The following is a 23,623-nucleotide window of genomic DNA, read 5'->3' as shown; positions in this document are numbered from 1 at the left end:
CTAACTATATTTAAACCGGGAACAATGCTGTCGGTAACGGTGACGTTTGCTGCTGTGCTTGGCCCGTTGTTGACTGTGGAAATTGTGTAAGTAACTGTTTCACCCGGTGCAGCAGCAGCAGTCCCGGTTTTGGTGGTAACAACGTCGGCAAGAGCAGCAACAATTGTAGTTGAGACTTGAGAGATGGGTTGGGAACTATTGTTGTTACCTCGATCTGGGTCGAAAGTGCTGGATGTGCTATAGGCAGTGTTAGTTAAGGAAGCGCCGCCTGTTGCCGGAACTCTTGCGGTGATGGTGCGGGTTTGGCTAGCACGGTTAGCCAGAGTCGGAATCGCCGGCCAGATGACCGTCCTCGTTTTGCTGTCTAAAGTACCGCCGTCGGAGGCGCTGACGAAACTTAAGCCTGCGGGCAGGGGATCTTGAATCAGGACGCTTTCGGCGCTGTCTGGCCCGTTATTTGTGGAGGTAATCGTATAGGTTATGGTGCTGTTGGGTGTGGCGAACAGCGGGCCTTTTTTAACAATGGAAACGTCGGCTTGGAGTGTAGGGCGATTTATACTTTCGACGATGACATTGTTAACTTCGTGAATGTTTGTGTTTCCCCCAGTCGAAGCAGCAAAGCCAAATTTAAAAGTACGTGGCACTTCTCCGTTTATGGTTGCCAAATTTGATATGTCGATCAGTGTTTCGCCCGCATCAAATGTGCCGTTCCTGTTCACGTCGAAGGCCACTGTCAGACGGTTAGGAGATGTTGGTGAGTTCGTCGTCGGGAATAATGTAACTTGAACGGTTCTTTTAGCCTCAGCGCGAATGCTTGTATCTTTATTGTCTATGCCAATGGAAACGCCAGTCAAACTGTTAGTTAAAAAACTAGAACCTAAAAATTTATAATTTTCGGTTGGGATTGTGCTTTCCCTGCCTCTAAGTCCTACTGCATCAGGTCGCTGCCCCGGGCCACCCTGTTTTCCAGCAATAGTGCTAGAATAATTGCCAAACTCGTCTAATCCGACACCTAAATAACCTCCTACAATACCCGGTACAATTCCATCCCTATTATTCTGAGCATAGCCGAGAGAGCCACCGTAGCCTCCCGCTTTTGTTGGCGTAGCTGTTCCGTCAATGAGGAAAAAACTAATGCCATCCGCACCAAAGAGGTTACCCTCGCGATCAACGACAGTACCTCTGTTATAGGCAAAGAAATCAAAGGTAACTCTCAGACCCTCAGTGGCGGAGATGGGGTTGTTGTAGATAACAAAAGCTGCTTGGTCAAAGGCGTTTGATGTTAATCTCAAAGTACCTTGTCCCTCGGGATCGCCAGTCCCTAAAGCAGGAATAACTCCGCTGAGGTTTTCTGTACTACCTGCTGTTAAGCCTGGGTTAGTTGTAAGGGTGTTGCCAACTCCATATATCCAAGGCCCGATCGCTGTTGAATTTCTAAATTCTTCAGCCGCTAAGGTAGCCAGGACTGATGTGTAGCCTTCTAGGACTTTTTTTTCAAAGGCTATTTCGGTATTTATTTGTCCTGTAGTAATTTCTAATTCCCAGTCGCCACCTAATGCTGCACTCCCTGTTAGGTTGTTGGAAGCGGCAATATTTGCTCCTGTTATTTCACTGAGTTTTTGTATGAATTTAATCCCGGATTCGCCGGCGGCTATGTTACAGCCGTAAAGCAGAATGCTGCCAGATTCGCTAAGGGCTTTTCCCCACTGCTGCAATTGGTTGCTGTAGGTTTCTAGATTATCAATATTAAGTTCTGTTGATCCGATTTCTACTGCTGCTTCTCGACCGTGAGAAACTATATGCAGGCTGGTGATGCTGTTGCGCTGACCCAGAATTTCGGTGATTTGCTCGATTCCATCCCGGGTTCTATCGAGCAAGACTACTTCTGTACCGCATTTCACTCCCCTGAGCAACTCTTGGTAGCTTTCTACTTTTGAATCCACAATCGCTAGATTTTTTCGGCTAGCCGTCTCTGCTTCATAGCTGGCTTGTCTCAAGATTTTAGTTTCCATATTGGTAGATTCCCGTGTTTGTGTAGATGACCAATTTGACAGATTTGGGATGGTTTTCATTTTTGGTGAATTTGGGTGCTAAATCTAAGCTACCCATGTTCATAGATGACGATAAACTTTCAAAAATAAAGCTTGGAAAGTTCTTTCTTTATGAGACATAATAGTAACCTATATTTGTCAATTGTGATGTTTGTCAATCATTAGACAGGATTTACTGCGATCGCCATTGGATGTCCTGATGCGGTCGAGCGCTGCGAATTATAACATGAATAAGGGGTCACAGCCTTTATATTAGCCAAAACCCTCTATTTTTGGGAAAAATAATATCAGGTCTAAGGTTAGTTATATGCTAAATTACTTACGGATTTATCAGCATAAGGGGTCAGACCCCTCATGCTGCTGTTCTTAGTCTGGTGATATCGAGGCTGGCTCAGACAGATTGAACCGTAAATATACAGAAAATACTAATTTCCTAAAAATTGGCAGATTTTGACTTTGAGGTGCGATCGCGATTGAAAGTTGAGAGTACCTGACATCTTGCAGCAATATCAATAAGAGGATTTTTCGTGGGGTCGGGCGGGTTTATAAAACCTATTTGCAAGCTTTAAGGCTGTTGGCGAACCCGCCCCTACGGCTAATTGAGAATGGTGCAAGATCTCAGGAGTACCGTATTTCTAGAGATTTATACTTATACTAATTTGGTGTGCAGTAAACTCACAGCCATGTAATAATAGCCACTTAACGCTACAAAAGTTAACAAAAAACTTGACAAATTATATATGTTAATACCAGGATTGCGGTGACAAAAAAGAACGATCGCCCTTGAATTCAAAAGGAACGATCGCCCTTTACACCCTCTTTCTATCTAAATCATGAAACTGCGTCGATCGCACCCCCTAACCCGTGCTTGTTAAGCGTCAATATCGAGTTCCCGCACTAAAAAAGCCCATTCATCTGCCAATTCTTCAATGACTTTCGCAGTGGGTTTGCCAGCACCGTGTCCCGCTTTAGTTTCAATGCGAATTAACACGGGTTTTTCTCCCGCGTGGGTTTCTTGCAAAGCAGAAGCAAACTTGAAACTGTGGGCCGGAACTACTCGATCGTCGCGATCGGCAGTTGTAATCATTGTCGCCGGATAAACCGTTCCCGGTTTGAGATTGTGCAACGGAGAATAGCCGTGAATTGTGGAAAATTCTTCGGGATTTTCCGGCGAACCGTATTCAGAAGTCCAAGCCCAACCAATGGTAAATTTGTGGAAGCGCAACATATCCAAAACGCCGACTGCCGGCAGTGCTGCACCGAACAATTCCGGCCGCTGAGTCATGCAAGCCCCTACTAATAAACCGCCGTTGCTACCACCTGCGATCGCCAATTTTGCCGGTTTGGTATACTTGTTTTCGATCAACCATTCAGCGCCAGCTATAAAGTCATCAAACACGTTTTGCTTGTTCAACTTTTTGCCTGCTTCGTGCCATGATTCGCCGTACTCGCCGCCTCCCCGCAAACAGGCGATCGCATAAACTCCGCCCATCTCTAACCACACTATCCTGCTAACAGAAAAACTCGGAGTTAGCGAGATGCCAAAACCACCGTATCCGTAAAGGTAGGTGGGGTTATTGCCATCCAACTGCAAGCCTTTCTTGTGCGTGATAAACATGGGTACTTGCGTACCGTCTTTGCTTGGGTAAAATACTTGTTTTGTCTCGTAATCTTCGGGATTAAAATCGACATTTGGCTGCCGATAAATCGTACTTTCATCTGTCACCATATTGTACCGATAAATGGTGTTTGGCGCAGTGAAACTGGTGTAAGCATAAAAGGTTTCGGTGTCGTGCCGCTTGCCGCCGAATCCTCCCACCGAACCGATTCCGGGCAAGGCAACTTCTCGCACGAAAGAGCCGTCTAAGTTGAAAATTTTAATCTGGGTGTAGGCGTCTTTCAAGTAGGAAGCGACAAATTGATTGTTCAGGAGGCCTATGCCTTCGAGGGTTTCTGCTGCTTCAGGGATAATTTCTGTCAACCCCCTCTCCCTGGGCGACGGGGGGGTTTCATCACAACCAAGGGATGAGGGAGGTGGGTTGTTGGTGTCGATCGCAATTACGCGGCCCAACGGTGCATTCAAGTTTGTTTGAAACCAGAAAAGAGAGCCCTCATTGTCGATGAAACTGTACTCAGCCTCGAATTCGCTAATCAGTTCTACAACCGTTGATTCCGGTGCAGTTAAATCCTTGTAAAAAATCAAGTTTTTGGTTTCAGTTCCCTGCCAAACTGAGATAATCAAGTATTTGCCATCTTCGGTGACGCCCCCGCTAAATCCCCACTCTTTTTGGTCGGGTCGTTCGTAGATTAATACGTCTTCAGATTGCGGCGTGCCGATTTGGTGGTAAAACAGTTTTTGGTAATAGTTAACGTCTTCGTGCTTGCTTTTTTCGTTGGGTTCGTCGTAGCGACTGTAAAAAAAGCCTTTGCCGTCGTGAGTCCAGGATGCTCCTGAGAATTTAATCCACTTTAAATGGTCTGATAAATCTTCGCCGGTTGCCACCTCGCGGACTTTCCATTCCTGCCAGTCAGAACCGGAACTTGACAAACCGTAGGCCATGTATTTGCCGTCTTCGCTGATAGCTATCCCACCCAGAGCAACGGTTCCATCTTCTGAGAGAGTGTTGGGGTCAATTAATACTTTGGGTTCGCTGTCGAGGGATGTTAACGTGTAGAGTACGGATTGATTTTGCAGGCCGTCATTCTTGTAGTAGAAATAGCGAGATCCTTCTTTGAAAGGTATGCCGTATTTCTCGTAATCCCAAAGTTGAGTTAGGCGCTGTTTGATTTTTGCCCGCGCCGGAATTTCGTTGAGGTAGCCAAAAGTGACTGCGTTTTGGGCTTCCACCCAAGCTTGGGTTTCCTCAGAGTCGGGGTTTTCCAGCCACCTGTAGGGGTCAGATACTTTGACGCCGTGGTAGTCGTCTGTTTGGTCGATTTTGCGGGTTGTGGGGTAGCTTAAAGGTCGATCGAATTGGGTCATGATTTTTTACTACTCTCGGTAACTTTTTCCAGTTTACCCTTTCGCGGCAGTGACAGGGGAGAGTCGCTCAATTGGGGATTTGAAATTTTCTCCTAAATCTGGGTTAAATAAGTAACTCCACCTCAAAAAACCGAATACTCAGATACCTGAATCCTTTAAAATATTGGATGTAGATCAATCCTAAATCATTTGTTAATTTCTTACTCCCTCCCCTTAGTAAGGGGAGGGTTGGGGTGGGGTAAAAAGTTTAGGACTCCTGCAAGGATTGTTATATAACATAGAAGCTATTACCAATAAATACTCTTTTAAAATGAGATATAATTAATTTGGTTGTTTCGGAATAACGTGCTTCCCAAGAATGACTAAATTTCCCCATGACCAGTTTGCCAAAGAATACCTCAGAGAGTTATTGTCACCTCTAGGAGAAGTAGAAACAAGTAAAGATGTTTCTGCTCAAGTTCGAGAAATTGACATCTGGTTTAAACCCACCTCTGTATCGCCTGAATACGTAGAGAATTTAGGTTTATTAGGTCAAATGACTGCGACTGTGGCTGCGATCGAACCATTTCGCAATGCCGTCAATACAGAGGATATCTTCAGTTGTGTGGTCAAACTTTTAAATACTAGGGCAGAATTACTGCGCCGAGCTAATCGAGAAGAGCAACGTTTAGAATCTCAGCAATTACCCCGGTTGTGGATTCTGACTCCCACTGCTTCGGAGGCTTTGTTAAGCAGCTTTAATTTTATGATTCCACAAGAGTCAGAAGGTTGGGGGAGGGGGGTTTATTTTCTATCGGAAGTTTGGCGAGTAGGATTGATAGCTATTCACCAGCTACCGAATGTTCCAGAAACGATGTGGTTGCGGATTTTAGGTAAGGGTAAAGTACAGCAAGGGGCGATCGCGGAATTAACAAGATTGCCTGTTGATAGTCCCTTACGAGCTAGTACGCTAGAATTATTGTACAACCTGCAAGCGAATCTGCAAGTAAATTTAGCAGCTAGTGCCCCAGGAAATCAGGAAGATAAGGAGTTAGTTATGGCGCTCGTACCTCTGTTACAACAAAAAATAGATCAGGCCACACAACAAGGCAGAGAAGAAGGAAGAGAAGAAGGAAGAGAAGAAGCACAGCGGTTGATTTTGCAGAACTTTTTGCAAGTCAGATTTGGGGAGTTAGACGCTCAGACAATTGCCTTTTTTTCCTCTGTTTCGGCTTTACCTGTTGGTGAATTCACGATGTTGTTAGTGCAATTATCCACATTGCCAATCGCCCAAGCAGATAGACAACAAGTACAAACTTTAATCGCCGAAAATGTCTTGAGAAAGCGCTTTGGTCAATTAGAAGTAAACACCGTCAATCTCATCCCAAATTTGCTCGCATTGTCTGCCGAAAATTTATCGCTATTGCTGTCACAACTCCCGGATTTGTCAATAGAAGAACTAATTGCTAGATTAGAAAACTCTTCCGTTTGAGTAAAAAAAGAGCGATTAAGCTCGATCGAGTTCTTGTCGAAAGTAGGGGTTGGGCGTCCCGCCCGCCAGAAAATACAATTTAGATGCGGGACAAATTATAACTAATCCAACTCCCTCCTTCCTTCCAAAGCACGAGCCAATGTAACTTCATCGGCATATTCCAAATCTCCCCCCATCGGCAAACCAAAAGCTATGCGCGTCACTAGGGTAAAAGGTTTTAATAAGTGACCGATATAAAGAGTAGTAGTTTCGCCTTCCACGCTGGGACTAATAGCAATAATTACTTCCTTAACCTTTTGCTGGCTGACGCGCCGCACTAACGGTTGAATGTTCAATTGTTCGGGGCCAATTCCATCCATCGGCGAGATAACGCCGCCAACAACGTGATATTTACCCATGTATTCCCGCGTTTTTTCTAAAGCGATTACGTCGCGGGATTCTGACACTACACAAATGGTATGAGTGTCGCGGTTGGTATTGCGGCAAATTTCGCAAACAGGGTCAGCAGATAAGTGAAAGCATACTTGACAGAAACCTACTTGCTGTTTGGCATCAATCAAAGATTTAGCTAGGGCTTGCACTTCTTCTTCCGGTCGCTTCAAAATATGTAAAGCTAAACGCTGGGCTGTTTTTGGGCCGACTCCGGGCAAGCGCTGCAATTGTTCGATTAAACGAGCTAAAGGTCGAGTGTACATTAAAAATTGGCGGTAATTGGTAATATCATTTCTGGTTGATTCGCGGCAATATAATTTGTGCGATGTAGGGGCGGATTTTACCAACCATCTATGTTTAAAACTAAGTATATCATAAACCCGCGCCGCCCATACAGTGATGACTATTGACTAATTTACCCTCCACTAATTTTAGCTTTGTAGCCTAATTTTGTGATAATTTCTAGGAGCTTTTGCTTGTGTTCGCCTTGAATTTCGATTTCATTATCTTTGACTGTGCCGCCAGTACCGCATTGGGCTTTTAGCTGCTTGGCTAAAGTTGCTAATGTTTCGGGTTTTTCCTGAAAGCCACTGATGACTGTAACTGTTTTGCCGCCGCGTCCTTTTCGGGATGCTTCGATTTTGAGGTTTTGTTGATTGGGGGGAACTTCGGCAACTCCCCGTTGGAGGGCGGCGGAGTTGTCAACGTTCCCAAATTCGGAGTAAACAATGCGTTTTCCTGATGGGGTATTGGTATCGGAGTCTTTGCGTTTTGATGTACTCATATTAGTTTATTGTTGGTCATTTTGAGTTTTTAAGTCTTTGACTAAAAAAATCTCAGTTGGGACTGGAAACTGGGAATTGATAATTGGTTGGGTTGGTTGTATTAACAAAAATGATGCTATCTGATATTATATCATATTAGTTGCCGATCGGCCGGGTTTCAACCCCTGCCTCAAAGCTAAAGTCCTCGCTATGAGGACTTTAGAATGTGTTTGAGAATGGTTTATTTAAGTGAATTTTAAGGGAATATAATCTATGGGCTTTGAGGTTGGTTTTTAATGTGGCAGGTGCGATAGCATCGATCGTACTTGATATTAGCAGTCAGTTTTAACTGACTTTAGCTAGGAGACAGGGAATTAATTCTCTGCCGACCCAAAGGCGATCGCGACTTCCCCGAGTTCGATTGAATTAGTTGCAGCTCTAACTCAATCTAGCGAATCGCGTATGTTTTCTCGTGCCTGTGAAAGAATATTTATGTAGTCTTTATCAAAAGTTACTGATATAACTTTCTCCAACACTGCTTTTAGATCCCAAAGAACACGTTCTTCCGCTTGGTCTTGGAACAACGAAGGATGTTCTTCTTCAATAAAATTACATAACCATTCAAGCAATACAAGGGCTTCGTCATCGCTAAGGCTTACAGACACATTTTTATTTCCTTTTGTAGATTCCATGCTTGTAACCCTCCGTGTTCAAGAACATTTTGTAGTTTTGCAGAATTAAGTTTCCAGCCACTAATAAATTGACCCGACGGAGAAACCCTTACCCAGCAATATATCGAGGGGGTCAACGACCGAATCGACATTTCAGCGATTTGCCTACCCCCTCGCGAGATAGCCCGATCGCCCACAGCCCCATCGACTAGATATAATAAAATCTGTCCCATTATCCCAAGAAAGTCCGTGACTGTCACCCCCCTGCATCTCACCACCGAAACCAGCGCCCAACGCCCAGACTCCCTCGGCAGATTCGGCAAATTCGGCGGCAAATACGTCCCCGAAACCCTGATGCCCGCTTTATTTGAACTAGAAGCCGCTTTCCACAAATACCGCAGCGAACCGGAATTTCAACAGCAACTCCAACAACTGCTCAAAGATTATGTCGGCCGCCCCAGCCCTTTGTATTTCGCCGAACGCCTCACCGAACACTACGCTAAAGCAGACGGAACTGGTCCGCAAATTTACCTCAAACGCGAAGATTTAAACCACACCGGTGCTCACAAAATCAACAACGCTTTAGCTCAAGCATTGCTGGCAAAACGTATGGGCAAAAAGCGCGTAATTGCTGAAACTGGTGCCGGTCAACACGGCGTTGCTACCGCCACAGTTTGCGCTCGTTTCGGTATAGAATGCGTTGTCTACATGGGCGTTCACGACATGGAAAGACAGGCTTTAAATGTGTTTAGAATGCGCTTGATGGGAGCCGAAGTGCGGCCGGTGGCTGCAGGTACGGGAACGCTGAAAGATGCGACTTCGGAAGCGATTCGCGACTGGGTGACAAATGTCGAAACAACTCATTACATTCTCGGTTCCGTAGCGGGCCCGCATCCTTACCCGATGATGGTACGCGATTTCCATGCGGTAATCGGTGAAGAAACGCGGGCTCAGTGTCAGGAAAAGTGGGGTGGTTTGCCGGATATTTTATTAGCTTGCGTCGGCGGCGGTTCTAATGCAATGGGTCTTTTCCACGAGTTTGTTGGGGAAGAAACTGTCAGATTGATTGGTATTGAAGCGGCGGGCGAAGGTGTGGAGACGGATAAGCACGCTGCTACTTTGACTAAAGGAAGTGTGGGAGTTCTGCACGGGGCAATGAGTTATTTGCTGCAAGATAATGAAGGTCAAGTGATTGAGCCGCATTCTATTAGTGCGGGTTTGGATTATCCGGGTGTGGGGCCGGAACACAGTTATTTGAAGGATGCGGGAAGAGCCGAATATTATAGCGTAACTGATGCAGAAGCGCTGGAAGCATTTCAGCGACTTTCGCAGTTGGAGGGGATTATTCCGGCTTTGGAAACTTCTCACGCGATCGCCTATTTGGAGACTCTGTGCCCGCAGCTAACAGGCAATCCGCGCATTGTGCTTAACTGTTCGGGACGCGGCGACAAAGACGTGAACACTGTGGCGAAGGTTCTGAATATCTAGGTTAGCGGAATTTGGGGCGATCGCTCTGTAGGAATCGGTAACAACTGAAAGATTGCACCATTCGTGTGGAAGCCTTTTGCGGGCGGGCAGGATGCCCAACCCCTACTCCCCACAACAAAAGTCCGTCGTGGAACAGGCCGGAAAGCCTGTTCTTGAGAATGGTGCAACATAGGAGTAACAATTAACTTTATTTATCGTTTGATTTCATGTCCAAAGGTTTGATTTCGATTTGCTTGGGATTGTTGACAATCCTGCCTAAGTGTGATACCTCCATTCCTACGCGATCGCTGCCACAAACTCCCATGAATACTAATGTTGCTTCGAGTGCTATTACTGACTTAGAAAAAGCGGTTAACCAACAGATCAATCAATACCGAGCATCTAAAAAGTTGCCGCCGCTGAGTGTCGATCCGCGAATCAGTCAGATAGCAAGAATTCACAGCGAAAATATGGCTAACGGTAAAGTACGTTTCAGCCACGATGGATTTGAGGGGCGGGCGAAAGCAATTACGATTCCTTATCAAAGTGTAGCTGAAAATCTTGCTTACAATATGGGCTACAGCGACCCGGTACGGAATGCTGTTGAGGGTTGGATTAAAAGTGACGGCCACCGCAAAAATATGGAGGGTCAGTTTAATGTGACCGGTATTGGGGTTGCGAAAAATGCCAAAGGGGAGTATTATTTTACTCAGCTTTTTGTCCGCACTCGGTAATTTGAAGGAAGGCACGACACGGATTCGGACACGGATACACGGATTAATTATCGAGTGTGACGTAGATGCTGAAGTTAGAAGGAAGAGGGAAGAGGGAAAAAGGCAGTCAAAAGTCAACAGTCAAAAGTCAACATTCAAAAATTACTAATAATGGAATTTGCAGATTTTCAAGTGTGCGATGGTGATATTCCCGATTCTCTCTTATCTTATTATTTGACTGCGGAGGCGATCGCCGTTGATACGGAAACAATGGGTTTGATGCCGTGGCGCGATCGCTTGTGTTTGGTGCAGTTGTGCAATCCAGAAGGTAAAGTTGCAGTGGTGCGGATTGCCAAAGATCAGACAGCAGCACCGAATTTAAAGAAGTTAATGGAAGCCGAAAATATTGAGAAAGTATTTCATTTTGCGCGCTTTGATATGGCAACAATGCGTTACAATTTAAGTATTGATATTGCACCAGTTTTCTGCACCAAGCTAGCTAGTAAACTTGCTAGAACTTATACCAACAGACACGGATTGAAAGAATTAATTCTAGAACTCGAAAAGGTAGAATTAAATAAAACATCTCAAAGTTCCGACTGGGGAAATGCGACTAATCTTTCTGACGATCAACTAAATTATGCTGCTAATGATGTTCGCTATTTGCTGAGCGCTAAACAAAAGTTGACTGCTATGTTGCAGCGAGAAGAACGCTGGGAAATTGCACAGCAATGTTTTCAGTGTTTGCCCGTTTTTGTGAGTTTGGATTTATTGCAGTACAAGGATGTTTTTGAGCACGGCTAATACCATTTTAGATTTTAGATTTTAGATTTTAGATTGGGAATGACTGATGAGTACCAGGGTTTAGATCGCGGGCATACAGTTGCATTCTTTTTGGGAACTTGTATAATATTGTGTCATATTATGTCCGATGGATTGACCATAATATCCGGGCCGGGCGGGTTTTTGAGATTGTCAATTATTGGCAGATATTATTGGTTAACCCGCCCCTACCTGATTTCGGGCGAAGCGAAGCGGAGGGAATCGACCGGACTAGATATCACCTCGCACAACTGCAATCAAATTGTTTTGTAGTGAAGACTTGAGTTATCATAAAACTCGCTGGGACTTGAGTCGTCACTACAAACGTAATTATTATTATTTGACCGGACTTGATGTGATATCAAATCCGGTAGCATCGGAAATATTCCTCTCTGTATTCTCTCCCTCTGCGTTCTCTGCGCCCTCTGCGGTTAAATCATTCCGATACACCCGGAAACGATATGAGTTAAAAAAAAATCAAAACAGTGATCTATTGCTAATTAGGGCTGATCGGGATTGTGTGCGTGCAGCAAAGCTTCAATTTGGTCGTCAACATTTCTAATCACCTGTTCCAAAGCGGGCAACCCCTCTAAGGGCACAGGAGAAAGGCGAGTTCGATCGCGAATTTGATTCACTTTCCGCTGCAATTCTTCGGCCAGCCGCAGTGCGTCGCGACTCAAAGTAGACAACTGCTGCTGCTGGTAAAACCTCAAAGCTGCCCCCCGCAAAACTTGCAGGGTGGCTTCTTCCTTGCCACCCACCGTCATTACCCGCAAGCGCAACAGCAAATGAGTGTTTTGATATATGCGCTCAACTTCGACTTGTTTGGGCTGTTCCACCGGACAAACAGGCATATCTGTCAGCCGCTTCAACTCGTCGATAACCTCTTGGAAAAGGACGATATCGATACCTTCGAGCATCGATTTCAAAACGCCGTCTTGACTCCAAAGAATCCGGCCTTGGGACTGGTGCCGCTCAAAAAACAGGCGGCCGATACCCTCTCGCAGCACTCTACCGAGCAATTCTTCCAGCAGTTGGGGCGCGGGCAAAGTTGCCAAAACTTCGACTGGGCTTGACAAGTGCAAGGCCTCGACATTCAAAACCGATAGCTGTGTCGGTGTCGCGGGAACCTCAGCGCCAGCAGGTTTAAACCGCTCAGGAGCGGGCATCGAGGGTTCTGGCAAAGACAGCAGCGTTGCTGCATTGGGGCCTGAAGTTGCTGGTGCGGGTTTTTTGGGTGTTGGGGCTGCGGCGGTTTCTGTCTGGCTGGGTTCTCGGAGCTGGTTCCCGTGCAGCAAGTAAGCTGAGAGCATCGAGCGCTGAGTTTCCGAGGCAATTGGCTCTGTTGTGACTGAGCAATTCATGTAAGCTAAAATCCGCTGCACGTAGTCCAAGGCGGAGTCATCTTGGGCATCGACTACGCCCAGTTTAAACAGATTACCTTCTAGAGATAAAGGCAAAACTTGATAATAAAGGCAAGCTTCAAAGGGGACAACTGTGTCGATTAGTTGAAATATTCGATCGGAGTCCATTGTAGCTGCCGAGTCTGTTGAAGATGTATGTACCATTAGCTGCTTTGTAGTTGGAAGCGCGATCGAGCGCGACGCACCAACCTGATGCGATAAAATTAAACGCTGCAACTTCCCTGACGGAGGAATTGGTCTCACAACCGGAAGCTTTTCTTAAATAAAAATTCTTAGTCCCAGAATTTTCTCCCTTCTGTATTGCAGCCTCAAATTCTACCAAAAGATTGAGAGCTAGATGATGACTAGCGCAGTCTAGACCAACTATCATCGATCGCCCGAGATTGATGCCCGTGGCTGGCAACAATAGAATTATGTCTTTAATGCACAAGTATTAGAGATGCACCACAACCGATGATTTACGGGCAACCGCTGAATTTAGGATTGGTTAAAAAATCCTCAAAAGTCGATCGTGCTGCTAGTATCTTACCTCAGAGAGTGGGCTGCGATCGTCTCGGAGCGCGATCGTCACGGCAGCGCTACAAGAGCCCGATTAATCTAACCTGAATTGATACAAGGGGCATCGCGCGGTTTTCCACGGGGAAACTCGCAGAACTCTGTGGCTGTGAGGGAATTGATTTGTAGCGCGGATTCGGAAAAATGCTACCGCCCATTAACAATTAGCAATTGCCCGCCACCCATTACCAATCTACTCGTTGCGGAGAGATTGAGCTGCTAAATAGAGTTTGCTCCACTCGCCGATGACTTGATTGGTTTTCAGCTTTAATTCAGATGCGATCGTCTCTACACTTTTCCCAGCTTTCAGCGATTCTACCAACTGTCGCTGCACCGGCGTGAGGTTTTGTAAATATTGCTGCCACTGGGCGGGAGTCAAGCCCAAACTGTGTTCTTTGAGCGAAGTTTCCAGCCAGCTAGCGACTAATTCCGGTGCTTGTTTGACCGCAAAAACCCGAATCGCGTGGTAACTGACTTTTTCTCGCAAGCGGTAAATTTGCTTGATCGGAACCTTCAACTCCTCGGCAATTGCCTCTTGGGAACGGCCTTGCAGGTAAAGCTGCAGCCACCGAGAAGCCAGCGGATCGACTTCAGCGGCCAAGTAATTCTCAAATTCTTGTTGGACAATCTGCCGCTGAGTTTGCTGCTCTTCCCAAGCTTGATTTTCTCGATACTCGGACATTGCCTGTTCGTCTAGCAGGCTGAGCGGTTCGTCTGTATCGTCCGGTAGAACCTGTTCCGACACCAGCCGCACCCAGTCTCCCGCAGGCACTTGGGTCAACCCGCCGCGCTGGGCACGCCGCAGGTAGTTGACAAAACGGTACACCAGCAGCGGCTGGTTGCGGATCGGCCGCAAGCAGTATTCTTCTGTACTCGCTAGCAGCAAAGCATTTCGCAGCCGTCTGTCTGAGGTGCATTCGGCAATCCAGGCGACTTGCTGCTGCAGGTAGCGATCGGAATTGAGCATTTCCTGAATCACTTCTTGTAGTACCTCCACCGCACTCCGCTGTCTGTCGCGACTCAGGGAAACCCACGCTTGGATTTTTTGCCGGAGCACCACCAAACCGCCCAGTCGCCCGATCAAGTTGCGGTAAGCTTTTTCTGGCGGTACTCCCAGATACCGAGAAATCAAAATTCGATATAAAAAGTCGATCGCCCCAGAGGCGACAGACAATTGAGTTGGGCTAAGAGTGTCAAATCTTTCGGGCTTGTCTCCCAACAGCCAGCGGACAACACTCTCGCGGGTGCTAGAACTCTCCTGCGGGCAATCTTGTTCGAGTCGAGACTTCCAATCTTGTCCTAGTCTTTGGGCCAAGGTCATGAGCTGTTGAGCTATTTGTCTTTCACCCCCGATTTTACGTGGTATCCTGGATTTTTGAGTATTTTTCAGATATTTCAGATATACGATCGCGCGATCGGATAAATTACCTTAAATTACCCTAAACAAAATTCCATTACGGTGCGATATGCCTAACTTTTTATTAGAACTCGGTACAGAAGAATTGCCCGCATCTTTTGTCTCAGGCAGCGCCCAGCAGTGGCAGCGACTTGTACCTGCAACGCTGGCAGAAGAATCCTTGACAAATGACTCTATTAATGTATACGCTACTCCGAGGCGTTTGGCCGTTCTAGTGAAAGGACTGCCAGTTCAGCAATTAGATAGAGAAGAAGAGGTAAAAGGGCCGCCGGCAAGTTCGGCTTTTAAAGATGGCAAACCGACGAAAGCAGCCGAAGGTTTTGCGAAAAAACAGGGCGTAGAAATTGATGCTTTGGAAGTTCGCGCTACCGATAAAGGCGATTTTGTGTTTGTGCTCAAAAAGATTCCGGGGCGGATGAGTGCGGATATTTTGACAGAACTTGTGCCGCAGTGGATTAACAAGCTAGAAGGCAAAAGATTTATGCGGTGGGCTGACGGAGATTTGAAGTTTCCGCGCCCGATTCGATCGATCGTGGCGCTGTTAGATGATACTGTACTGCCAATTACATTGGTGAGCGGTTCGGATACGGTCAAGAGCGATCGAATTTCCCAAGGACATCGGGTGTTATACACCCCCCCTACACCCCTGGGAGGGGTTTCGATTCCCCAAGCCGAGGATTATGTCGAGTGTCTGCGGGCTGCTTGCGTGGAGGTCGATCGAACCCAGCGCAAAAATCAAATTAAAGCACAAGTAGAAGCCGCAGCAACAAAACAAGGCGGTTATGCCGACATTACCGAAGATTTGTTAGAAGAAGTCACCGACTTAGTAGAATGGCCAAACGCAGTTGTCGGCAAATTTGACGAGGAATTTTTGATATTGCCGCCGGAAGTAATCACCACAATTATTGTTACAAACCAGCGGTATTTTCCCATCCTCAAAAGCCCCGATTATCCCGAACTTCTGCCCTATTTCATCACAATTTCCAACGGCGATCCCGCTAAAGCAGCGATTATTGCCGCCGGTAACGAGCGAGTAGTGCGGGCGAGATTGGCAGACGGTCAGTTTTTCTACAAAGCAGACTTGGCAAAGCCTTTAGAGGATTATTTGCCCAAGTTGGAAACAGTTACTTTCCAAGAAGATTTAGGGACTGTGCGCGCAAAGGTCGATCGGCTGTGCAAGATTGCCAGTTTAATTGTCAATCAACTGCAAATCACAGACGAAGAGCAAGCTGATGTAGCAAGAGCAGCCTTACTTTGCAAAGCCGACCTTGTAACCCAAATGGTTTACGAACTTCCCGAAATGCAAGGAATCATGGGGCAGAAATACGCTTTAGCAAGCGGCGAATCGGAAGCAGTAGCCACAGCGATTTTTGAACATTATTTGCCCAAAGGTGCGGGCGACAATTTGCCGCAAACTATCACAGGCCAAGTTGTCGCAATAGCCGACAAATTAGATACATTAGTCAGCATCTTCGGTTTGGGAATGTTGCCGACTGGTTCATCCGATCCCTTCGCTTTGCGCCGGGCCGCTAATGCAATAACTAACATTATTTGGGCTGCTCAGTTGCCAGTCAACTTGCACCAGTTGCTCGCACAAGTTGTTGCAGAATTTACCGCAGCGCGCCCCGAAACACCGGCGGAGTTGCTGGCTCAGTTATACGAGTTTTTCTTGCAAAGAATTCGGACTTTGTTGCAAGAAGAAAAGAATGTAGATTACGATTTGGTAAATGCAGTTTTGGGAGAAAACGACCCCGAATATACTGAACGAGCATTGAGAGATTTATTGGACGCACTGGAAAGAGCACTTTTCCTACAACAAATCCGCAATAACCAGACTTTGGATCTAATTTACGAAACAGTCAATCGTTCAACTCGTTTGGCGGCTCAAGGTGATTTGGATAAAGTAGAATTGGAACCGAAAAATGCGGTGAAACCAGAGTTATTTCAAAAATCGTCTGAACAAGCTTTCTATGATGCAGTCGTGCAGTTAGTGCCGCAAACGCTGCTATGCAAACAAACTCGGGATTACCAGCAGTTGGTAGATAGTTTGACTGAGATTGCTCCGACTGTCAGCAACTTTTTCGACGGGCCAGAAAGCGTTTTGGTGATGGATTCTGACCCGGAAATTAAGCAAAATCGGTTAAATTTACTGGGTTTGCTGCGGAATCACGCGCGGGTGTTGGCTGACTTTGGGGCGATCGTCAAAAGTTAGAATTGACAAGATTTGAGTCCGCCGGGGGTTGAACACCTCCGCTTCAGTCCGCCGGGGGTTGAAACCCCCGTCTCAAAGCGAAAGTCCTCTTAAGAGGACTGAAACCCACACAGATTAGACTTTTCAGTCCGCCGGGGGTTGAAACCCCCGTCTCAAAGCGAAAGTCCTCTTAAGAGGACTGAAACTCACACATACTAAACTTTTCAGTCAGTTTTAACTCCTATGTTGCACCATTCTCAAATAGCCTTTTGTGAACAGGCTTTCCGGCCTGTTCCACAAGAAAATTTATCTTTTGTGGAACAGGCCGGAAAGCCTGTTGCTGACAATGGTGCAATATCTCAGTTTTAACTGACTTTAGCTGTTAGACAGGGGTTTTCAACCCCTGGCGGGCCTTGGGAGGCAACGGGCGAGCCTGTAGGCAAACCAACTTGAGAAACCTACTTGTTAAAAATCTCGCTCCCAATAACATTAAAGCTTACCAATAAAACGAGTAAATCTATTAGGATTATTGCCGAACCGCGCGCGTCTGGGCAGAGTTCGATCGCTCTCTTAAAAAATAAGCAAAATGGCCAATAGTCAATAACCAATTCAAGGTTAAGATATAAACTTATAAAACCAGGTAAGTTCGCTCCATCACACACACAACTTATGCCGATAGCTCATATCATTGGACTAGGAAAATCAGGAATTGCCGCCGCAAGACTGCTAAAACGCGAAGGATGGGAAGTAACGCTGAGCGATCGCTCATCTTCCCCAAGCTTGCTCGAACAGCAACAGGAATTTGCTAAGGAAGGAATTAATGTTGAGTTAGGTAAATCTTTTGAACCAGTCGAATCTATAGAATTAATAGTAGTAAGTCCGGGCGTTCCCTGGGACAGTCCAGCATTAGTGCGCGCCAGAGAGTTAGGCATTGAAACAATCGGAGAAATGGCTCTCGCGTGGCGTTACCTCAAATCTCCTTGGGTGGGAATTACCGGCACTAACGGCAAAACTACTACTACTGCTTTAATTGCTGCTATTTTTGAAGAAGCCGGGCTTTACGCTCCCGCTTGCGGCAATATTGGCTATGCTGCGTGTGAATTAGCTTTAGGCGAAAAACAGCCGGATTGGGTAATCGCAGAAATCAGCAGCTATCAGATAGAATCCTCGCCGTTTGTAGCGCCACGCATCGGAGTTTTGACGACTTTGACGCCGGATCACCTCAGCCGCCATAAAACTTTAGAAAATTACTACAACATTAAAGCGCATTTGCTGAAAAAGTCTGAATTGCAAGTAATCAACGGTGACGATCCTTGTTTGCGGCAACAAGGAGTTGACATTTGGCCGGATGCGTGTTGGACGAGTGTGAAAGGTGAAAAAGAACTGTTGGGCGATCGCACTTTTGGAGCGTACATCGAAAACGGTTGGGTAATCGCTCAAAGCGAGAAAATTCTGCCTGCTGATTCTTTGCGGATGGTGGGAGAACACAATTTGCAGAATTTGTTAATGGCGGTGGCGGCGGCTAATTTGGCGGGGATAGATAAAAGTGCGATCGCCCGGGCGATCGCTAAATTCCCCGGAGTTTCGCACCGCCTCGAACACATCTGCACTTGGGAAGGCATAGATTTCATCAACGACAGCAAAGCTACTAATTATGACGCCGCCCAAGTCGGGTTGGCTTCTGTTAGCGCACCGGCGATTTTAATTGCGGGCGGCGATGCCAAAGAAGGGGACGATCGCGCATGGATTGATACAATCAAGGCGAAAGCTGCTGCGGTGTTGCTAATTGGGGATGCAGCGAGTCTTTTTGCCGATCGGCTCACACAAGCAAATTACAACGCTTGGGAAATTGTCGAAACAATGGAAAGAGCAATTCCGAGAGCAGCAGAATTAGGCAAACAAAATCATGCTAAAGTAGTGCTGCTTTCCCCAGCCTGTGCTAGCTTCGATCAATACCAAAACTTCGAGCAACGGGGCGATCATTTCCGCCAATTATGCCTCGAATCCCTGATTTAACGAACATCAATCCTGTAGGGGCGGGTTCACCAACAATTTATGGCTAAAACCAATAATCTCGTAAACCCGCCCCCACCCAACAGACTAAAACCAATAATCTCGTAAACCCGCCCCCACTCAACTGTCAATCACAATCTACCGCTTTCAAGATACAAGAGGCGGGTTCACCAACATCTTTAATTGGCTAACCATAATCTTCATAAACCCCCCGTCCATACTGTCTTCCAAATATCCTTAATTCTAGCCTGCTCTTCCCATTCTAGCTCATAAAAAACTAGCATCATTTCCTCATGAGTATAATCAATAATGATTGCCGCCAAATGAGCAGCGGTTTCCGCTTCCAGCATGGCTGTTTTCAACTTTGCCATTGCCTCTTTATCCATTACCACTAAACTTTGAATATTGACCTCACTTTCATTTTAATTGTGTCTGCAAATGTCTTTTAATTTGCTCTGAAAATCAGCAATCTGAGGAGCACTTATTGTATCAGAAGGCGACGACGATATTTTAAATTCTTGCCTACAAAGCTGAGAGCGCAATTTTTCATCAATCTCCAGAATCTGGTCTTCGGAAGTGCCATTTTTTTGCAACAAAATTGCGATTTCCCTTTCCAGTTGGCGATAGCCTTGCTGAAAGAAATCTTGAGAGTTAGAACGAAACAAACCGCTATTGACTTGCTGAATTTGGCTGGGTGTCAGCGATTGAGCCGAGACAGCAGCCGGAAATCCAAAAGATGCTGCTAGCCACCAGCTAGAAATTATCTGTTTGAGAATGCTGTTCATCACTGTGGGGAGGAGTTATTACCTCAGTTGGTTTCTCGTTTTCTGACTCGCTTGCTAATTCATCTTCTAGTTCAAGTTTTTCTTGCCACTCGACAAGCTGCTGAAAAAGTTTCGGGCTAATTTCAAATACGGGTTTGTTGGTTTCTGACATCTTTACTCCTGAAGGTGATTGAAAGACTTGGATTTAACTGGTTCCCAGGCTCTGCCAGGGAACCGCTGTCGAGAGGCTCAGCCTCGCTTTTTCAGCAGGAAAATTGGAGGCTGAGCCTCCGGATCTGCGTTACCAGGCTCTGCCTGGAAACGAGTATAAAAACAATTATGTCGATCGGAAGCTACGCTCCAACCTTCAGCAGCGACATAATTATGCCAGTTAAGGAACCACCAAGCAAAGCTAAAGTAGCTAAGGTACTAATGCCAAATCCTGCCGCTCTTTTTTCGGCAGCTTGATAGTAACCCCAAGCAAACAAAATGCGTCCAACTATCCAAACTGCGCCGATACCGGCGCCCCAAATTGGGCTGATAAATTGCGAGAACAGCCACAGCGAGGGCAAAAATAGAATCATTTGCTCTAAGGTATTTTGCTGAACTCGCAACACTCGCTCAAAGTCTGGGTTTCCTGTCACCTGCGGGGGAGAAACTTTGTATTTGAATCTAGCTCTGCCGACGTTGATGGTAACAACGAAGTAGAGAATTAAGGCTGAAACAGTAATTAGACTAGGCCAAAGTGTCGCGTTTGCTTCTGCGAGCATGATTCGGTATTATGGGGTGGAGTATATATCTTGATTATAAATCAATTATTGCCGATCGGGTTATTCATCGCCGTCCCGGCATTCAAGGCAGGAGATTTGATTCAACTGCTGGGTATTAGTGGCGCGGCAATTGCTTTAGAGTTCCGGGACATCCTCGAAAACTTGCTGGCTGGGATTTTGATTGTTTTTGATTGCACCTGCCGACGGATACAAACCCGCGACTCTTGTCGTGAGCAGCCCAAAATTTTAGACTTTTGTTCAAGGTACCAGATTCATCAGTGGAGTAAATCTAAAATCAGTGGAGTAAATCTAAAATCAGTGGAGTAAATCTAAAATCTAAAATCTAAAATCTATAATCTAAAATCGTTTGACGGATACAAGCCCCCGACTTAAGGAGATTATTTTGCTCAACAATATTCGAGACCGTCTTAAATATTTCACCAGGAGCAGGATTCCTCGAGAGCATTTAAAGCAAATACGAGTTGACTTGTTGGAAGAATCAACCCTAGATATTAACTATCTTGTCTTAATTCTCGGCTCCTGTATAATTGCCACCTTTGGACTGCTTGCCAACAGTGCGGCCGTCATCATCGGTGCTATGATCGTCGCGCCTCTGATGTTGCCAATCCGAGGGTTAGCATTTGGAGCGGTAGAAGGTAACGTTCTCCTCTTCCGCAAAGGTTTAATTGCATTAGCAGTCGGGACGGTGCTAGCAATTTTTCTAGCTTGTTTGTTGGGCGCTTTGGTACAAATTCCCGACTTTGGGAGCGAAGTTCTAGCTCGTTCTAAACCTACATTACTAGACTTAGGAATTGCGATCGCCGCTGGGGGAATCAGTGGCTATGCAAAAGTTCAGCCCAAAGTTTCTGCTACTCTGGCGGGAACTGCGATCGCCGTGGCTCTGATGCCGCCAATTTGTGTTATAGGTTTAGGCTTATCTCAAACTAATTGGTCGCTCAGCCTGGGAGCAAGCCTGCTGTATCTTACTAATTTGCTGGGGATTACTCTCTCCTGTATGCTAACCTCTTTAATGGCCGGGTACACCCCCCTGCATCGCGCCGGTAAAGCCCTTTTGTGGGCGCTAGCATTGACGGCTATACTTGTGATTCCTCTGGGGGTGAGTTTTGCGGAATTGATCGAGCAAGCACAACTAGAAGCCAGTCTGAAGCGGGCTTTGCTTAACCGAACTATCACTTTTCAACGGGTGGAACTGATTAAAACGGATACTAACTGGTTGGCGAAACCGCCGGAAGTTCGCCTGATTGTTCGCAGCAGCGAAGCTTTGACACCCAAACAGGTGCAGCTTTTAGAAGCATTTGTCGAAAAAGAAATGGGTCAACCATTTACCCTAATTTTTCAAGTCAGTCAAGTTGAAGAAGTGCGGCGCTCAACGCCGGATAAGTTCCCCTCGAAATCGAAACCTTAACTATTTTAGCCCTAATTGTATGACCCCACAAACTCTAATTAACCAAGTGACGATCGAGGGGAATCTGAAGCAATTTCTCTTAGTGCTATTAGTTTCCTTAAGTGTGGCGGTGCTGCCGCAAATATGGGGCTGGTTGCGCCAAATTCCCTACACGCTGCTTTTAGTAATTGTCGGGTTGGGTTTGGCTTTTATAGATGTGCGATTGGTGTCGCTCTCGCCCAAACTGATTCTGTTGATTTTTTTGCCGCCTCTGTTGTTTGAAGCTGCTTGGAATCTGGAATGGCCTAAACTCAAGCGGGATTTAGTGCCGATCGCTCTTTATGCGGTTTTGGGTGTTGTTATTTCTGTTGCTGGCGTGGCTTTTGCTCTCAACCAACTAGCGGGAGTTTCTTTAGCGATCGCCCTGTTGGTAGGAGCTAGTATATCTGCTACAGATCCTGTTTCAGTCATTGCATTGTTCCGGGAACTGGGAGTTGAAAAACGCCTAGCTTTGCTGGTGGAGGGAGAGAGTTTATTTAATGATGGCATTGCTATTGTTGCCTTTAGTTTTTTGGTGGGATTCTCTCTAGGGACTGATGACGTTGGCATCCCAATTCTGATTGCGCGTTTCTTAGCTTTTGTGGGAATTGGGGTGGTTGTCGGCAGTTTAATCGGTTTTGGAGTTTCTTATCTGACTCAACCATTTGATTTACCTTTGGTGGAGCAATCGTTAACCTTAGTTTCAGCCTACGGCACTTATATAATTGTTGAGGAATTGGGTGGTTCTGGGGTGATTGGTGTGGTGGTGATGGGCTTGATATTTGGAAATTTCGGCTCTCGTATCGGTATGCAACCCAGTACCAGACTAGCGGTAACACAATTTTGGAATTTTTTGGCGTTTTTTGTAAATTCGATCATGTTCCTGCTGATTGGCGATCAGATAAGGTTTGCTGATTTGGGAACGAATTTAGGAGTGATTGGCATAACTGTAGTGGCGATGTTTGTGACGCGAGCGATCGCTATTTTTGGTTTAGGATGGTTGAGCAATTGGTTAGGACACTCTGAAATTTCATTGCCCGATCAAACAGTAATTTGGTGGGGAGGATTACGGGGTTCTGTCTCGATTGCTTTAGCTTTGAGCGTACCCAATGTTCTGCCCGATCGACCAAAAATTATTGCGATCGTGTTTGGGGTAGTTTTATTTACGCTGCTAGTACAAGGTTTAACCACCAGGGCGCTGCTGGAAAAACTGGGGTTGTTGAGCAACCAGGAGTTCCGCCAGGAGTATCTGGAGGCGATTGCCCAACGTGTTGCTCTCAATCGGGTTCTCAAGCATCTATCTGAAGTATCGGGCGATCGTAAAATCGAGCCTGAGTTTTCCAATCATCTCGCGAGTCAGCTTCAAGAAAAATTAAACTTGCTGCAAGCAGAAATCAATCAAATGTACGATCGATCTCCTGAACTGCGGCAGATGACTATCGACAAACTCGAAGGGGATTTGGAGGCAATAGAGGCTGATACTTATGCTGAATTTGTGCGAGCTGGTCAATTGAAGGATCTGCCTGTTTCTGTGTTGCAGCAATGTTTTAAAGAGCGGCATGAGACAATTGTTTCTTAATAGGGTGTTTGTAGGGATGGGAGCATCTCAGTTTTGTAAAAAGCATTTTTTTTATTGTAGTGCGAGCGTCCCCGCTCGCGTATTGTACAATA

The 23,623-nt window shown here is 46.0% G+C and carries 19 protein-coding genes; 8 read left to right on the top strand and 11 right to left on the bottom strand.

Annotated elements, in window-relative coordinates:
• Positions 1-2,012: DUF4347 domain-containing protein (locus tag QUB16_RS27560; RefSeq protein WP_333321098.1), on the bottom strand; the 2,012-nt coding region annotated here is incomplete at its 3' end.
• A 910-nt stretch (positions 2,013-2,922) separates the two neighbouring features.
• The gene (locus QUB16_RS27555) at positions 2,923-5,034 is read right to left on the bottom strand and encodes a prolyl oligopeptidase family serine peptidase (RefSeq protein WP_333321096.1); all 2,112 of its coding nucleotides are present in this window, start codon (positions 5,032-5,034) and stop codon (positions 2,923-2,925) included.
• Positions 5,035-5,392: 358 nt separating this feature from the next.
• On the opposite strand from QUB16_RS27555, the gene QUB16_RS27550 reads away from it, so the two are divergent.
• Positions 5,393-6,505, top strand: a complete 1,113-nt coding sequence (locus tag QUB16_RS27550) for a flagellar assembly protein H (RefSeq protein ID WP_333321094.1) — start codon at positions 5,393-5,395, stop codon at positions 6,503-6,505.
• A gap of 101 nt (positions 6,506-6,606) precedes the next feature.
• Here the strand turns inward: QUB16_RS27550 and recR are convergent, their stop codons facing one another.
• The 3 genes from recR to QUB16_RS27535 all read right to left on the bottom strand — a co-directional run bounded on the left by recR (position 6,607) and on the right by QUB16_RS27535 (position 8,393).
• Positions 6,607-7,200 (bottom strand): recombination mediator RecR, encoded by a 594-nt coding sequence (gene recR, locus QUB16_RS27545; protein WP_333036394.1) that lies wholly within the window; start codon positions 7,198-7,200, stop codon positions 6,607-6,609.
• Between the two features lie 152 nt (positions 7,201-7,352).
• Positions 7,353-7,721 carry a translation initiation factor gene (locus QUB16_RS27540; protein WP_333103856.1) on the bottom strand — a complete coding sequence of 123 codons (369 nt, stop codon included), beginning with the start codon at positions 7,719-7,721 and terminating at the stop codon, positions 7,353-7,355.
• 423 nt (positions 7,722-8,144) lie between these two features.
• Entirely contained in the window at positions 8,145-8,393 is a 249-nt protein-coding gene (locus tag QUB16_RS27535) for a hypothetical protein (protein WP_333103855.1), read from the bottom strand.
• A 228-nt stretch (positions 8,394-8,621) separates the two neighbouring features.
• On the opposite strand from QUB16_RS27535, the gene trpB reads away from it, so the two are divergent.
• The 3 genes from trpB to QUB16_RS27520 all read left to right on the top strand — a co-directional run bounded on the left by trpB (position 8,622) and on the right by QUB16_RS27520 (position 11,356).
• Entirely contained in the window at positions 8,622-9,860 is a 1,239-nt protein-coding gene (gene trpB, locus QUB16_RS27530) for a tryptophan synthase subunit beta (protein WP_333085184.1), read from the top strand.
• A gap of 206 nt (positions 9,861-10,066) precedes the next feature.
• Positions 10,067-10,573 (top strand): CAP domain-containing protein, encoded by a 507-nt coding sequence (locus QUB16_RS27525; RefSeq protein WP_333321092.1) that lies wholly within the window; start codon positions 10,067-10,069, stop codon positions 10,571-10,573.
• Positions 10,574-10,723: 150 nt separating this feature from the next.
• Complete coding sequence (locus QUB16_RS27520; protein WP_333321090.1) at positions 10,724-11,356, top strand: ribonuclease H-like domain-containing protein; 633 nt, start codon at positions 10,724-10,726, stop codon at positions 11,354-11,356.
• Between the two features lie 518 nt (positions 11,357-11,874).
• Here QUB16_RS27520 and QUB16_RS27515 read toward each other — a convergent pair.
• Positions 11,875-13,041 (bottom strand): hypothetical protein, encoded by a 1,167-nt coding sequence (locus tag QUB16_RS27515; RefSeq protein ID WP_333321088.1) that lies wholly within the window; start codon positions 13,039-13,041, stop codon positions 11,875-11,877.
• Positions 13,042-13,546: 505 nt separating this feature from the next.
• On the bottom strand, positions 13,547-14,674 hold the full coding sequence (locus tag QUB16_RS27510) for a HetZ-related protein 2 (RefSeq protein WP_333321086.1): 1,128 nt from the start codon (positions 14,672-14,674) through the stop codon (positions 13,547-13,549).
• A gap of 145 nt (positions 14,675-14,819) precedes the next feature.
• On the opposite strand from QUB16_RS27510, the gene glyS reads away from it, so the two are divergent.
• Positions 14,820-16,982: a glycine--tRNA ligase subunit beta gene (gene glyS, locus QUB16_RS27505; RefSeq protein ID WP_333321084.1), complete on the top strand. Its 2,163-nt coding sequence runs from the start codon at positions 14,820-14,822 to the stop codon at positions 16,980-16,982.
• 648 nt (positions 16,983-17,630) lie between these two features.
• On the top strand, positions 17,631-18,977 hold the full coding sequence (gene murD / locus QUB16_RS27500) for a UDP-N-acetylmuramoyl-L-alanine--D-glutamate ligase (RefSeq protein ID WP_333321082.1): 1,347 nt from the start codon (positions 17,631-17,633) through the stop codon (positions 18,975-18,977).
• A 197-nt stretch (positions 18,978-19,174) separates the two neighbouring features.
• Here murD and QUB16_RS27495 read toward each other — a convergent pair whose 3' ends face one another.
• From QUB16_RS27495 to QUB16_RS27480, 4 genes are all read right to left on the bottom strand, one after another.
• Entirely contained in the window at positions 19,175-19,345 is a 171-nt protein-coding gene (locus QUB16_RS27495) for a hypothetical protein (RefSeq protein ID WP_333321080.1), read from the bottom strand.
• Positions 19,346-19,396: 51 nt separating this feature from the next.
• On the bottom strand, positions 19,397-19,759 hold the full coding sequence (locus QUB16_RS27490) for a hypothetical protein (protein ID WP_333321078.1): 363 nt from the start codon (positions 19,757-19,759) through the stop codon (positions 19,397-19,399).
• Positions 19,728-19,910 (bottom strand): hypothetical protein, encoded by a 183-nt coding sequence (locus QUB16_RS27485; protein WP_333321077.1) that lies wholly within the window; start codon positions 19,908-19,910, stop codon positions 19,728-19,730. Before QUB16_RS27485 ends, QUB16_RS27490 begins: the two co-directional genes overlap by 32 nt.
• 181 nt (positions 19,911-20,091) lie before the next feature.
• Positions 20,092-20,508: an MAPEG family protein gene (locus tag QUB16_RS27480; protein WP_333202841.1), complete on the bottom strand. Its 417-nt coding sequence runs from the start codon at positions 20,506-20,508 to the stop codon at positions 20,092-20,094.
• Positions 20,509-20,998: 490 nt separating this feature from the next.
• Here QUB16_RS27480 and QUB16_RS27475 point away from each other — a divergent pair, with 490 nt between their 5' ends.
• Complete coding sequence (locus QUB16_RS27475; protein WP_333321075.1) at positions 20,999-21,934, top strand: DUF389 domain-containing protein; 936 nt, start codon at positions 20,999-21,001, stop codon at positions 21,932-21,934.
• Between the two features lie 19 nt (positions 21,935-21,953).
• A complete protein-coding gene (locus QUB16_RS27470; RefSeq protein WP_333321073.1) occupies positions 21,954-23,531 on the top strand; it encodes a sodium:proton antiporter in 1,578 nt (525 codons plus the stop codon).
• Positions 23,532-23,623 lie beyond the last annotated feature (92 nt).

Origin of the sequence: Microcoleus sp. D3_18a_C4, assembly GCF_036702415.1 — a bacterium.
In the GTDB taxonomy this organism is placed as follows: Bacteria; Cyanobacteriota; Cyanobacteriia; order Cyanobacteriales; family Microcoleaceae; genus Microcoleus.
This window is presented reverse-complemented; position numbering and strand designations above follow the sequence as displayed.